Here is a 13,591-nt window from a genome sequence, read left to right as displayed (position 1 = left end):
CGGGAGCCGGATTTGAACCGACGACCTTCGGGTTATGAGCCCGACGAGCTACCAGACTGCTCCATCCCGCGTCTGTGGGGCGCACTCTACAGTGATGAGCTGAGGAGTCAACCTTTAATGCATAAATGCAGGCAATTAGCTGAAATGCGGCAGGTTTTCTGCGTGAATGAAAGGCGCCAATGAAACGTGCGGTGCCAGAGCGCGGCAGCGTACACAAAACTGACGCGCACAAAAAAGGCCACTTTTTCAAGTGGCCTTCTTCGATGTTTGGTTGCGGGAGCCGGATTTGAACCGACGACCTTCGGGTTATGAGCCCGACGAGCTACCAGACTGCTCCATCCCGCGTCTGTGGGGCGGATTCTACAGTGATACGCGAGTGTGTCAAATGTTAATTTAGAAAAAAGTGTTCTGGTTCAATTGGTTAGCCTGGTAGGGAGGTGGTGCGAGGCAGTGTAGGCCGCGTGGAATGGGCGATGCGCTATTAAAGAGGGTGGTTCGATTGGAAAAACAAATAGGCAGGGCTCTCTAGCCACGCTGGTCGGGGATGCAGAAGACTACTGGTGCTATATACAGTTGCGGATGACATACTGGCGACCCGCTTTCAACCTTAGATAGAACGCCGCCCTACATGACGCAGCGAAAAATCATTCATGTCGACTGTGACTGTTTCTACGCCGCCATTGAGATGCGTGATGATCCGAGCCTGGCAAACAAGCCCATGGCGGTCGGAGGCTCAGCGGATCGGCGGGGAGTGATCTCTACGTGCAACTATGAAGCGCGGGCGTATGGGGTGCGATCGGCCATGTCATCGCGGCATGCGCTGAAGTTGTGCCCGGACCTGGTAATCGTGCATGGGCGGATGGACGCTTATAAAGAAGCCTCCCGTGAGATTCACGGCATTCTGCGCGATTACACCGAGTTGATTGAGCCGTTATCGCTGGACGAGGCTTATCTGGATGTTTCGGACAGCCCGCACTTTGCCGGCAGCGCCACGCGCATTGCCCAGGACATTCGGCGTCGGGTATCCAATCAGTTGCACATCACGGTATCGGCTGGGGTAGCGCCCAACAAATTTCTGGCAAAAATCGCCAGTGACTGGCGCAAGCCCAACGGGCTGTTCGTGATTACGCCGGACCAAGTAGACGATTTTGTTTCTGCGCTTACGGTCAACAAACTGCATGGGGTGGGTAAGGTGACCGCCGACAAACTGGCACGGCTGGGGATCGAGACCTGCCTGCAATTGCGCGACTGGAGCAAGCTGGCGCTGGTTCGTGAGTTCGGCAGCTTTGGTGAGCGGTTGTGGGGGCTGGCGCGGGGCATTGATGAGCGTTTGGTACACAGCGACAGTCGCCGTCAGTCCGTGAGTGTTGAAAATACCTACGACGTCGACTTGCCGGATCTGGCGACCTGTCTTGAAAAACTCCCCGAACTTCTCGACACCCTGAATGGGCGTATCGGGCGGCTGGATGCGAGTTACCGTCCCGGCAAGCCGTTCGTCAAAGTGAAGTTTCACGATTTCACCCAAACCACATTGGAGCAGTCAGGGGCCGGGAGGGATCTGGAAAGTTATCAGGGCCTGTTGAGTCAGGCCTTTGCACGCGGCGCCAAGCCCGTTCGATTGCTCGGGCTTGGCGTGCGCTTGCAGGATTTGAGTACCGGGTTTGAGCAGTTGGAGCTGTTTGGCGGGCGCTCGTAGCGCGCCCCTCAACTTACGCCGGGGTCTGCGACCAGTCGGCCCGCATTTTTGGTCAGGGACTGAAGGAATTCACGTTGCAACTCGGGATCGTTGCGGGTGAGTTCGATCAGGCTCTGTTCGAGTTCGCTGGCTTCCTCTTCAAGGCCCAGTTCAGACAAGCGTTTAACCCGATGAACCCATTGGTTGACGTCGTCACCCTCAAGGTCGTCGAAGATCAGGTTATGCGCTTCCAGCAGTTTGCCGCGCAAGTTGCTGCTGATTGAGAGGGTCGAGTCGGAGTGGGTCTCGTCCTGTGCGTCCTCGACCGTGATCGTCAACTTGCCGACATGGTTGAGATCCTGTCCGGCAAAAGGGCCGTCCAGCAGGTTGAGGCGTAACACGCCGTTGCGATCCGTGGTCAATTCGTGGGTCTGTTTACCAGCCGTCACCGCCACGGGGCGTTCAGCCCACGGCAGGCTCGAATACTCCAGGCGCGAATCGCGCTGGACGTCTTCAATCCCGGCCAGGCTCTGTTGGGCACGGCCATTGGATTGCACGTTCATGGCCGGATTCAGCCCGTCAACGCCATAGCTCAGCCAATCTCGGGTCACGCTGTCCGGTAATTGCCCGAACATGAAGATGTTCAGCACATTGGCGCCAACCCCGGCAACCACTGCCACGGCCCCCAATGGCACCTCGTAGATTTCTCTCCAGGGTTGATAGGGGGTGTAGCGGTCGTAACGACGGGTGACATCGAACTCGGTGACTTCGAAAGTCTTTTGCTCATTGATGCGCACACGGCGTTGCGGTAACTCCAGCACAGCTGGCGACCCCACATCGATTAGCAGGCTGTGGGAAAGCAGTTTGCGCTCGATGCGCTCCTCGTGCTCGCTGCGTTGCGACATGTGGTTGGCACAGCCACTCAACAGCAGGGCGCCGCACATGGCGGCGCCCCCGAGGGTTAAGGTACGTCGATTGAACATGGCGTCTCTATATTCGGGTTCAGCGACGGATGCGTGCCTGAAGGAATGCCAGGACGTCAGCCACGGGCAGTGCTTGCGGCTCTGCTTCGGTGCGACTCTTGTACTCCAGGTTACCTTCGGCCAGGCCTCGGTCACTGACCACGATGCGGTGCGGGATGCCGATCAGCTCCATGTCAGCGAACTTGATGCCGGGGCTGGTTTTCTTATCGCGATCGTCCAGCAGTACTTCAAAGCCTGCGGCTGTCAGCTGGGCGTACAAGGCGTCCGTGGCTTCGCGCACTGCTTCGGTTTCATAACGCAGTGGCACCAGTGCCACCTGGAACGGCGCCAACGCATCGCTCCAGATAATGCCGCGCTCGTCGTTGTTCTGTTCGATGGCAGCAGCAACCACGCGGGAAACACCAATGCCGTAGCAGCCCATGCTCAACGTGACCGGCTTGCCGTTCTCGCCCAGTACCTGGCACTTCATGGCTTCGCTGTACTTGGTGCCCAGTTGGAAAATGTGGCCCACTTCGATGCCGCGCTTGATTTCCAGTGTGCCTTTGCCGTCCGGGCTAGGGTCGCCAGCGACGACATTACGTAGATCGGCAACGGTTGGTACGGGCAGGTCACGCTCCCAGTTCACACCGAAGTAATGCTTGTCGTCGATGTTCGCACCCACGGCGAAGTCGCTCATCATCTCGACCGAGCGATCAATGATGCAAGGCAATGGCAGGTTCAACGGGCCCAGCGAGCCTGCGCCGGCACCGATGGCATCGCGCAGCTCGGCATCGCCGGCCATGACCAGCGGGCTGGCGACCAACGGGTAGTTGGCGGCTTTGATTTCGTTCAGCTCGTGGTCACCACGAATCACCAGCGCGATCAGCTTGCCTTCTTCGGCGGCGTGAACGATCAGGGTCTTGACGGTTTTTTCGATTGGCAGGCTGTGACCTTCTACCAACTGCTGAATGGTTTTGGCGTCCGGGGTGTCGACCAGACGTAGTGCTTCAGTGGCCGCAGGCCGTGCGGTTTCAGTCGGTACGGCTTCGGCTTTTTCAATGTTGGCCGCGTAGTCGGAACCGTTGCTGAAAACGATATCGTCTTCGCCCGATTCTGCCAGCACGTGGAATTCGTGGGAGCCAGCGCCGCCAATTGAGCCGTTGTCGGCTTCGACCGGGCGGAAGTTCAGGCCAAGACGGGTGAACACGTTGCAGTATGCCTGGTGCATGCGGTCGTAAGTGACCTGCAGCGAGGCTTCGTCGGCGTGGAAGGAATACGCGTCCTTCATGATAAATTCACGGCCGCGCATCAAACCGAAACGGGGACGGATCTCGTCACGGAACTTGGTCTGGATCTGATACAGGTTGATAGGCAGCTGCTTGTAGCTGTTCAACTCGTTGCGGCACAGGTCGGTGATCACTTCCTCATGGGTCGGGCCCACGCAGAATTCACGACCATGACGGTCTTTAAGGCGTAGCAGTTCAGGGCCGTATTCTTCCCAGCGCCCGGATTCCTGCCACAGCTCGGCCGGCTGGATGCTCGGCATCAGCACTTCCAGAGCGCCTGCAGCGTTCATTTCTTCACGAACAATGGCTTCGGCCTTGCGCATGATGCGCAGGCCCATGGGCAGCCAGGTGTACAGGCCGGAAGCAAGTTTGCGAATCATGCCTGCGCGCAGCATCAGCTGATGGCTGATAACGACCGCGTCCGATGGCGTTTCTTTTTGTGTGGCGAGCAAATATTGACTGGTGCGCATGGTTAGCCGGTGCCGTTGCTGATGACTAGAAATGACTGGGCATTGTACGGGCGAGATGTGCTTGCGTACAGGCCAGGCGGGGGAGGTTGGGTCCCCCGTGTGTTTACGGCGCTTTTTCGAGATCGACAGGGGGCTTTTGTCGTGCGCGGCGGCTCTCTTGATACCAGTGCAGGCTGATCAACAGCAGCGTAGGAATACCCATCACTGCCGTAATGATGAAGAAGTTGTGATAGCCGAACTTCTCGACCAGTACGCCGGAGTACCCACCCATCAGGCGCGGCAGCAGCAGCATGATGGAACTGAGCAGGGCGTATTGAGTGGCGGAAAACTTGAGGTTGGTCAGGCTCGACAGGTAGGCCACGAAGGCCGACGTGGCGAGGCCGGAGCTGAAGTTGTCGAGTGAAATCGTGACAATCAGCATCTGCACGTTCGGGCCCATGTCGGCCAGCAGCATGAACAGCAGGTTGGTCCCGGCCGAAGCAGCACCGCCAATGAGCAGGATCGGCAGGATGCCGAAGCGCACGATCAGCAGGCCGCCCATGCCTGCACCGACCAAGGTCATGATCAGGCCGAAAATCTTGCTGACACCGGCAATCTGGTCTTTGGTGAAGCCTTGGTCGATGTAGAACACATTGGCCATGACGCCCATGACCGTGTCAGACATTCGGTAGGTGGCGATCAGGCCGAGCAGCAACAGGGCTTGCCACCGGTAGCGCACGATAAAGTCGTTCACGGGTGTGAGAACGGGCGCCAGCCCGCGTCGTCCAATTGAAGACAGGCACAGTACGGTGAGCAAGGTGTACAAGATCGCACGCAGGAACGCCCGGTCTTCCAGCAGCAAATTCAGAAGTGTCTGGTCACCAAAGAGCACACTTGCGAAATCGGTGTCGTAGAGCTGGGTAAACATCGCGGGGACAGAGACCAGCAGCACAATCAGCACAAACACCGATGCCAGTTGATGGCCGAAGGTGTATCGCCCGGCTGACAACTGAGTGCGCAGGGGCACGGGCGGTTCGCGCATGAAAAAGGTGGTCAGCAGGGCCGGAACCATCAGTAACCCGAACAGCACGAAGGTACCGGTCCAGGCCGAGTGTTTGTAGTTGAATCCGGTGGAGCCGAAACCTTCCGCGAAAAACAGGGCTCCGGCCGTGGCCAGCAAAGCGGCTACCCGATAACCGGACATGTAGCTGGCGGCGAGTGCGGCCTGACGGCTGTCTTCTGCAATCTCCAGGCGGTAAGCGTCGACAGCAATGTCTTGGGTGGCCGAGGCAAAAGACACGATGACGGCAATGGCAATCAGCCAGGAAAGATGCTTTTGCGGGTCACAGAACCCCATGCCGATCAGGCCCAGAATGACCAGGGACTGCGCGAGCACCAGCCAGGAGCGACGGCGGCCGAGTCTACCCAGCAAAGGCAGGCGCCATTGGTCGAGCAGTGGTGACCACACCCATTTAAACGCGTAGGCCAGACCGATCAGGCTGGCGTAGCCAATGGTTTGGAGGGCCACACCGGCCTCGCGCAACCAGACGGAAAGCGTTGAGACCATCAGCATGTACGGCAAGCCGGCGGCAAAACCGAGCAGCAACAGCACTAGAGTCGAGGGGCTGGCATAGGCAGCGAGCGCGGCGCGCCAGGTTTTACGGGGCATGGGCTGGAGTCTGCCTCAGGTTACGGAAACAAAGGCCGCACTCTAACCGCAGTGCTCTATCGGGCGCCAGCCATGGCGTTGTATATCCACGCGATTATTCAAAATACTCAGCCCTTCGCTGCGAAGTCGCGCGCGCTGCTCATCTCCCGATGGCGACCCTGCTGGCAAACTGATACGCCCGCCCGCTGCAATCACGCGATGCCACGGCAAGCGTGAGCCTTCCGGTAGCTGGCTGAGCGTGCGCCCGACCCACCGTGCCGCCCGGCCCAGGCCCGCCAGCTCGGCGAGCTGGCCATAAGTGACCACATACCCGGCGGGCACCTGCATCAGCGTTGAATAGAGCGCTTCACGGCGGACGTCGGCGGGCGTTTGAACAGGAGATGGGTCGCAATTCACGGCACGTTTCTACAGGTAGATGGCTTGGGTGGAGGGCTGAAGGCGTTTCTGTCAATTGGACTAATGAAGGAACTACATCCTTTTCAGCCGGTCTTTCTTTGCCTGGGGCATGTCCATCTGGATAATGCCGGCATTCTTTCGCAAACCTGAGTTTCGCATCTGCTTATGTTGTCCAGAACCCTGTTATGCCTCGCTGTGTTGAATGTGTCCACGCCTTTGCTTGCTGATACGGTCTGGTTAAAAAACGGCGACCGCCTGAGCGGCAAAATTAAAGTGTTCGATGGCGGCAAGTTACTCATTCAAACCAAGTACGCGGGGGCCATTCCAATTGATTGGAAAGAGGTCAAAACCCTTGAGAGCGATCAGGAATTATTGGTCAAACAGGATGCGTATGCTGGCGAAAAAGCCAAATCGCTAAAAGCAGCCGAGGACGGGAAGGTCACGCTGGCCAATGGCGACGAACCCAAGACGGTCGATCTGGCAAGTATTCAACAGATCATCAAACCCAAGCCGGTGATTGAAGATCTGGTCTTGAAGGGCAATATAGATGTAGCGCTCGACTACAAACGCGCCGACAAAGACACCGACGATTACGACATCGACTTTAAAACCACTGCCCGTCACGGTGCGTGGCGTCATCATGCCGAAGGCGAGTACAACCGCGAGTTCCAGAACGATGTGGTCACCACTGACAACTGGAGTGCCGAATATGCCCTCGACCACTTCCTTGATGAAAAGTGGTACTGGCAAGGTCGCCTGACTTACAAGCGTGACAGGGTCGAAGACATCTCCCGTCAGCGCACCGTGGGTACGGGGCCTGGTTATCAGTTTTGGGATGACGAACTTGGCGCGTTCTCGCTCGGTTCACTGGTGAACCGCACGGATTACGAATACTCGGACGGCAAGAAGGACAACTTCTACTCCTTGGCCATGCGTTGGGACTACAACCGTTATTTGCTGGGCAAGACGGTGTCGCTTTTCACCAATGGCGAAGTCGGCAAGCCGTTGGCCAGTGCCTCGGATTACAGCCTTGAGGCCGAAATTGGCCTGCGTTACAAAGTCACTGAGTGGGCTTCGCTCAATCTTAAGGCGGAGAAAGACTTGGTAGGCAGTGGCAGCGGTACTGACAACACCCTCAACAAAACCCGCTACACCGCAGGGTTTGGTGTGACCTGGTAACCGATGCAAATCGGCTGCCGAAAGCCGCATATGCATGCAGTATCGGCGCCAATGGCAGTGGTTTCAGGGCTAATGATTGCCGCTTAAAAGGCATTGCCTGAAACGACTGCCCCAGTGTTGGTTGCGCTACGCCGGGTTAGATCCGCAGCCCGCCATCGAGCTCCAGGATTCGTCCGCTGTAGTAGTCGTTCTCAAGGATATAAGCCGCCGAATGAGCAATTTCTTCGACTTTGCCCATGCGCTTAAGCGGGATAAACGAGGTCATTTTCTCCAGCGCTTCAGGTTTCATGCCCAGGGTCATTTCAGTTTCGATGAAGCCCGGCGCAATCCCCGCGACCCGAATGCCATAGCGTGCCAGCTCCTTGGCCCAGGTTACGGTCGCAGCGGCTACGCCCGCCTTGGCCGCCGAGTAGTTGGTCTGGCCCACGTTACCGGCCCGCGAAATAGACGAGATATTAATAATCGCGCCCTGATTGTTCAGCTCAACCATTTTGGCTGCCACTTCACGGGTGCACAGGAACACGCCGGTCAGGTTCACATCAATCACTGCCTGCCACTGCGCCAGGCTCATCTTGGTGATCTCGCCGTCTTTAACCTTGAGCAACATGCCATCGCGCAGAATACCGGCGTTATTGATCAGGCCGTGGATCGCTCCAAAGTCATCGGCAATCTGTGACACCGTTTGTGTGACCTGCTCTTCATCCGCCACATTGCATAAATACGCGCGTGCCTCGACGCCGTGTGCCTGACAGGCTGTCACAGCCAGCTCGAGTTTTTCCGGATTGAGGTCAACCAGCGCCAGTTTGGCGCCCTTGGCAGCCAGATACTCGGCCATGGCACGCCCTAGTCCTTGGCAACCGCCAGTGATAATGATTACTTTGTCTTTAAGTTGCATGACAGCCCTCGGCAGCAATTTATCGGAGTGATTCCTTACACAGCCTTGATCTACGCCGGGGGAGCGGTCGTCTATCAAATACAGCCCTGAGTGCGGGTGTACTGCATGCCCTGAACTCGTCCGTTTTCGACGGATTTTTTATAAGGAGTCACACGTTGAGCGTTGAAGCTGCCAAGCATGCCCGAGAATTACTGCTCAAGGAATACCGTGGAGCACTGGCGACGCAGTCCAAAGCGATGCCGGGTTTCCCGTTCGGGTCGGTTGTACCCTATTGCCTGGATGATCAAGGCCGCCCCTTGATTCTCATCAGTCGCATTGCCCAACACACCCATAACCTGCGTCAAGACCCCAAATGCTCTTTGATGGTCGGCGAGCGCGGGGCCGAGGATGTTCAGGCAGTAGGGCGTTTAACTGTGATGGCTGAAGCCGAACAATTGAGCGATGCCACGGCCATTGAAGCGGCTGCCGAGCGTTATTACCGCTACTTCCCCGAGTCTCGGAGCTACCACACGGCTCACGATTTTGACTTTTGGGTGCTTAAACCTGTGCGGCATCGTTATATCGGCGGGTTTGGCGCCATTCACTGGCTGGATCAGGTGACCTTGGCTAACCCGTTTGCCGGGCAAGCCGAGCGGCGCATGGTCGAACACATGAATGATGATCACGCCAATGCGATACAGCATTACGTGCAATTAGCGCGATTGCCACAAACCGCACCTGCCGTGCTGGTCGCAATAGACAGTGAAGGTATGCATTTACGCATCGGAGCGGGCCTTTATTGGCTAGGCTTTCCGCAGGTTTGTAACACTCCGATACAAGCGCGCGAAGCCTTGGTTTTTCTGGCCCGCGCCAGTGAGTGGCCGAAAAAACAGCCAGCCTGACCTTGAATTCAGGGCCAAGCGCCGTCATCTAAGCTGGGTTGGAAGATATTCTTCCGGAGAGGAATCATTTGATGCGCGCTTTTCTATTGCTCTTTCTGTTGTTTCCCGTGCTAGAGCTGTACGTCTTTTTCAAGGTCAGCACCGCGATCGGTTTTTTCCCCGCGTTGCTGCTGATCATTGCCGGCTCCATGCTGGGGATTCTTGTGGTGCGGATCGCCGGGTTGGCGACGGCACTCAGCGCGCGCGAAAGCTTGAATCGCGGCGAGTTGCCTGCCGAGCAAATGCTCCACGGTTTGATGATGGCGTTGGGCGGTGGCTTGCTGGTGCTTCCCGGTTTCATCAGCGACATCGCAGGTTTGCTGTTGCTATTGCCTCCCGTGCGGGGGCTGCTGGTCAAGCGCCTGCGCAAACGCGCGGAAGAACAGGCCATGCGTCAGCGTGCCTTTGCCGATGAATTCGATGCGCCTGTGCGTCCGGGCACTCATCAGCCCCTGGGCCGCGAACCGAACGTGATCGAGGGTGAGTTCGAGCACCGCGACAAGTAAAGCGATTCAGCGTTTAAAGCACGGCACTTCGGTGCCGTGTTCGTTTTTGAGTGGCTGATCTTCGCAAAAAAAATCATGGGTCGGCCCTTGTAATCACTACGGCCGCCCTCATGTAACGGACACCGCAGGGTTTTGCTGGCAACAGCAAGCACTTATCCGCGAAACACCCCCGGCAATTCCGGACTTGTAAACCCAGCCGGTATGAAACCGGCCGATGAACACCACAATTAGGAGAGATCGACAATGAAGCTTCGTCCTCTGCATGACCGCGTCGTAATCCGTCGCAGCGAAGAAGAAAAGAAAACCGCTGGCGGTATCGTTCTGCCTGGTTCGGCTGCTGAAAAAGCCAACAGCGGTGAAGTGATCGCTGTGGGCACGGGTCGCGTTCTGGACAACGGTGAAGTGCGTGCGCTGGCCGTGAAAGTGGGTGACAAAGTTGTGTTCGGCCCTTACTCCGGCAGCAACACCGTGAAGGTAGACGGCGAAGACCTGTTGGTAATGGCTGAGAACGAGATTCTCGCTGTTATCGAAGGCTGATTTCCCGCTCATTTTCCCGTTACTACACAGTATTTAAGGAAGAACGATCATGGCTGCTAAAGAAGTTAAATTCGGCGATTCCGCCCGTAAAAAAATGCTCGCCGGTGTAAACGTCCTGGCTGACGCAGTAAAAGCGACCCTGGGCCCTAAAGGCCGTAACGTGATCATCGAGAAGAGCTTCGGCGCTCCGACCATCACCAAGGACGGCGTGTCCGTTGCCAAAGAAATCGAGCTGAAAGACCGCTTCGAAAACATGGGCGCGCAACTGGTTAAAGACGTTGCTTCCCGTGCCAACGATGACGCCGGTGACGGTACTACGACTGCAACCGTACTGGCTCAATCGATCGTCAACGAAGGCCTGAAAGCTGTCGCTGCCGGCATGAACCCGATGGACCTCAAGCGCGGTATCGACAAAGCGACCATCGCTATCGTCAAAGAGCTGCGTGAACTGGCCAAGCCATGCGCTGACAGCAAGGCGATCGCTCAGGTAGGTACTATCTCTGCCAACTCCGACAACTCCATCGGCGACATCATTGCCGAAGCCATGGAAAAAGTCGGTAAAGAAGGCGTGATCACCGTTGAAGAAGGCTCGGGCCTGGAAAACGAACTGTCTGTGGTTGAAGGCATGCAGTTTGACCGCGGCTACCTCTCCCCTTACTTCGTGAACAAGCCAGACACCATGGTGGCTGAGCTGGACGGTCCGCTGATCCTGTTGGTTGACAAAAAGATCTCCAACATCCGCGAAATGCTGCCAGTACTGGAAGCCGTAGCCAAAGCCGGCCGTCCACTGCTGATCGTGGCCGAAGACGTTGAAGGCGAAGCCTTGGCGACGCTGGTTGTGAACAACATGCGCGGTATCGTGAAAGTGGCTGCTGTTAAAGCACCTGGCTTCGGCGACCGTCGCAAAGCCATGCTGCAGGACATCGCTGTTCTGACTGGCGGTACTGTGATCTCCGAAGAGATCGGCCTGAGCCTGGAAAGCACAACCCTGGAGCACCTGGGTAACGCTAAGCGCGTGATCCTGTCCAAAGAAAACACCACCATCATCGATGGTGCTGGCAACGATGCGGACATCCAGGCACGTGTGACTCAGATCCGTGCACAAGTGGCTGATACCACCTCTGATTACGACCGTGAAAAACTGCAAGAGCGTCTGGCCAAACTGTCCGGCGGTGTTGCTGTGATCAAGGTTGGCGCCGGTTCTGAAGTTGAAATGAAAGAGAAGAAAGCCCGCGTTGAAGACGCCCTGCACGCTACCCGTGCAGCCGTTGAAGAAGGCGTGGTACCTGGCGGTGGCGTGGCACTGGTTCGCGCTCTGCAAGCTATCTCTGAATTGAAAGGCGACAACGCTGATCAAAACGTCGGTATCGCGCTGCTGCGTCGTGCAGTTGAAGCGCCTCTGCGTCAGATCGTTGCCAACTCCGGTGACGAGCCAAGCGTAGTGGTCGACAAAGTGAAGCAGGGTTCGGGTAACTACGGTTACAACGCTGCCACTGGCGAATACGGCGACATGATCGAAATGGGTATCCTTGACCCGGCTAAAGTGACTCGTTCGGCTCTGCAAGCGGCTTCGTCGATTGCCAGCCTGATGATCACCACTGAAGCGATGATCGCCGAGATCCAGGAAGACAAACCAGCTGGCGGCGGCATGCCAGACATGGGCGGCATGGGTGGTATGGGCGGCATGATGTAGTGCGACGAGAGTCGCTATAGGTAGAAGCACCTAGCGGGCTACATCTTAGGTGATCACCGGTTGAACCGGTGATCACTTTCCCGCAGAAACAGCTTAAAAAACCCGAAGTCCGGGCGTCAAAACCCGGATTTCCGGCACTCACAAGGTGCTTAGAATTCGGCGTAATGTCGCCTATATATCGTGATTTTCTCTCTGGAAATCATCAGAACGATATGCGTACTGAGCTTGCAGATTTTGAATCACTGCGAGGGAGGTATGGGAAATCGTGTCCAAAGAGCTGGCCTGCTCCTATCTATAGGGCGCAAGCCATAGCTGTCATTGTCTCACCCGGAAACCGCAAGGTAGAGGGGCGCGAGACCTTTTGTTCAGCCAAAAGTAGCCTAGGGATAGTGCGTCGCTGGTAACGGCGGGGTGCGAAGCTTCCTGACAATGTAGTCCCATGATTCTGTGGTGTGTGGTCGCCGCGAGGCACCATGCAGACCCTGCGAGCAACACGCGGGTGAGACGCTAGGCTGGTTGGTATGGCCAACGTAAGTGAACTGCTGATAAACACCGTCAACCGCATGGAGCCAAAGTTGCTGATAGGCTTTGACCAAAATGGTGCATGACTGGTTGTCCCTTTTACATCTGGGGGCACGCTGACATTGAGTCATCGGTGAATAGGCAGGGCCTAACCCATCCTTGTGACGGTTATGGAACTCGGTAAGCCCGTATTTTCGCCATTGGCCTGTATGGCAAGGCAGGTCGACCGTGAGGAAGACTGTTGAAAATGCGGGTAGAGGATGTCGGATAAAGCGAATGCCTCCCTGTAATGGGGTTGGATAAGGGCTCTGCCCTGACTGGAAACGGTGCTGACTTCCGACTGGTCTTTGATCGCGAGAAGGCCTGTAAAGCCATCAAGAACAGACGTTTGTCGGTTTGACCGGCTGCGTCTAACTCATAGAAATCCCTTGCGGGGCAGTGTACTCACTCCCCCACAAAGGCGACGTGCGTCTACTGCCCTCTGGGGAAATCTTCTCTGGAGGAAAAGCAAGATGAGTGCGTCTGAAATAGAAGTACCTGCGTCCTCCCATCTGGCCATCAGTTGGCATTCGATAGACTGGGAAACAGGTCATCGACAGGTGCGAGGGCTACAGGTACGGATCGCGAAGGCAGCCAAGAATCAGCAATGGCGGCAGGTGAAAACCTTGCAGCGTATGCTGGTTCGCTCGTTTGCCGCCAAGGTATTGGCGGTTAAACGGGTCACTGAAAACCGGGGTCGCAGGACTCCCGGCGTCGATGGGGAAACCTGGAGCACGCCTGAAAGCAAATGGAAGGCAGTTTTTCGGTTAGAGCGCAGGGGCTACATGTAGTGGTCTAATGAAACCGGACACTCATTTAGGCGAGAATGCTCGCCATATCGAGGTGTCAGATGACCAAGCAAC

At 56.7% G+C, this 13,591-nt stretch carries 12 protein-coding genes and 1 tRNA gene; 7 read left to right on the top strand and 6 right to left on the bottom strand.

Going from position 1 to position 13,591, the window contains the following annotated elements; genetic code table 11:
* Window positions 1-268 precede the first annotated feature (268 nt).
* A tRNA-Met gene (locus CJF39_RS21815) sits at window positions 269-345 on the bottom strand.
* A gap of 283 nt (window positions 346-628) precedes the next feature.
* Here CJF39_RS21815 and dinB point away from each other — a divergent pair.
* Entirely contained in the window at window positions 629-1,696 is a 1,068-nt protein-coding gene (gene dinB / locus CJF39_RS21810) for a DNA polymerase IV (RefSeq protein WP_094995281.1), read from the top strand.
* Window positions 1,697-1,704: 8 nt separating this feature from the next.
* On the opposite strand, the gene CJF39_RS21805 is transcribed toward dinB, so the two are convergent.
* The 4 genes from CJF39_RS21805 to CJF39_RS21790 form a co-directional block, all read right to left on the bottom strand.
* Window positions 1,705-2,658, bottom strand: coding sequence for a hypothetical protein (locus CJF39_RS21805; protein ID WP_094995280.1), 954 nt, complete (start codon window positions 2,656-2,658; stop codon window positions 1,705-1,707).
* Between the two features lie 19 nt (window positions 2,659-2,677).
* A complete protein-coding gene (locus tag CJF39_RS21800) occupies window positions 2,678-4,393 on the bottom strand; it encodes a proline--tRNA ligase (RefSeq protein ID WP_094995279.1) in 1,716 nt (571 codons plus the stop codon).
* 103 nt (window positions 4,394-4,496) lie between these two features.
* Window positions 4,497-6,041: an AmpG family muropeptide MFS transporter gene (locus CJF39_RS21795; RefSeq protein WP_094995278.1), complete on the bottom strand. Its 1,545-nt coding sequence runs from the start codon at window positions 6,039-6,041 to the stop codon at window positions 4,497-4,499.
* Window positions 6,042-6,083: 42 nt separating this feature from the next.
* The gene (locus CJF39_RS21790; RefSeq protein WP_094995277.1) at window positions 6,084-6,437 is read right to left on the bottom strand and encodes an MGMT family protein; all 354 of its coding nucleotides are present in this window, start codon (window positions 6,435-6,437) and stop codon (window positions 6,084-6,086) included.
* A 165-nt stretch (window positions 6,438-6,602) separates the two neighbouring features.
* Between CJF39_RS21790 and CJF39_RS21785 the strand changes: the two genes are divergently transcribed.
* Window positions 6,603-7,616, top strand: a complete 1,014-nt coding sequence (locus tag CJF39_RS21785; RefSeq protein WP_094995276.1) for a DUF481 domain-containing protein — start codon at window positions 6,603-6,605, stop codon at window positions 7,614-7,616.
* Between the two features lie 136 nt (window positions 7,617-7,752).
* Here CJF39_RS21785 and CJF39_RS21780 read toward each other — a convergent pair whose 3' ends face one another.
* Window positions 7,753-8,511, bottom strand: coding sequence for an SDR family oxidoreductase (locus CJF39_RS21780; protein ID WP_094995275.1), 759 nt, complete (start codon window positions 8,509-8,511; stop codon window positions 7,753-7,755).
* Between the two features lie 155 nt (window positions 8,512-8,666).
* Between CJF39_RS21780 and CJF39_RS21775 the strand changes: the two genes are divergently transcribed.
* From CJF39_RS21775 to CJF39_RS21755, 5 genes are all read left to right on the top strand, one after another.
* Window positions 8,667-9,392, top strand: a complete 726-nt coding sequence (locus tag CJF39_RS21775) for a HugZ family protein (RefSeq protein ID WP_094995274.1) — start codon at window positions 8,667-8,669, stop codon at window positions 9,390-9,392.
* Between the two features lie 71 nt (window positions 9,393-9,463).
* Window positions 9,464-9,937 carry an FxsA family protein gene (locus CJF39_RS21770; protein ID WP_094995273.1) on the top strand — a complete coding sequence of 158 codons (474 nt, stop codon included), beginning with the start codon at window positions 9,464-9,466 and terminating at the stop codon, window positions 9,935-9,937.
* Between the two features lie 243 nt (window positions 9,938-10,180).
* The gene (locus tag CJF39_RS21765) at window positions 10,181-10,474 is read left to right on the top strand and encodes a co-chaperone GroES (protein ID WP_016779794.1); all 294 of its coding nucleotides are present in this window, start codon (window positions 10,181-10,183) and stop codon (window positions 10,472-10,474) included.
* Between the two features lie 49 nt (window positions 10,475-10,523).
* Window positions 10,524-12,167, top strand: a complete 1,644-nt coding sequence (gene groL / locus CJF39_RS21760; protein WP_047274181.1) for a chaperonin GroEL — start codon at window positions 10,524-10,526, stop codon at window positions 12,165-12,167.
* 1,034 nt (window positions 12,168-13,201) lie between these two features.
* A complete protein-coding gene (locus CJF39_RS21755) occupies window positions 13,202-13,519 on the top strand; it encodes a reverse transcriptase N-terminal domain-containing protein (protein ID WP_094995272.1) in 318 nt (105 codons plus the stop codon).
* The last annotated feature ends 72 nt before the right edge of the window (window positions 13,520-13,591 follow it).

It is taken from the genome of Pseudomonas lundensis (assembly GCF_002269125.1).
In the GTDB taxonomy this organism is placed as follows: domain Bacteria; phylum Pseudomonadota; class Gammaproteobacteria; order Pseudomonadales; family Pseudomonadaceae; genus Aquipseudomonas; species Aquipseudomonas lundensis_A.
Note: the sequence above shows the minus strand (reverse complement) of the source record. Positions and strands in the feature narration are given on the sequence as shown.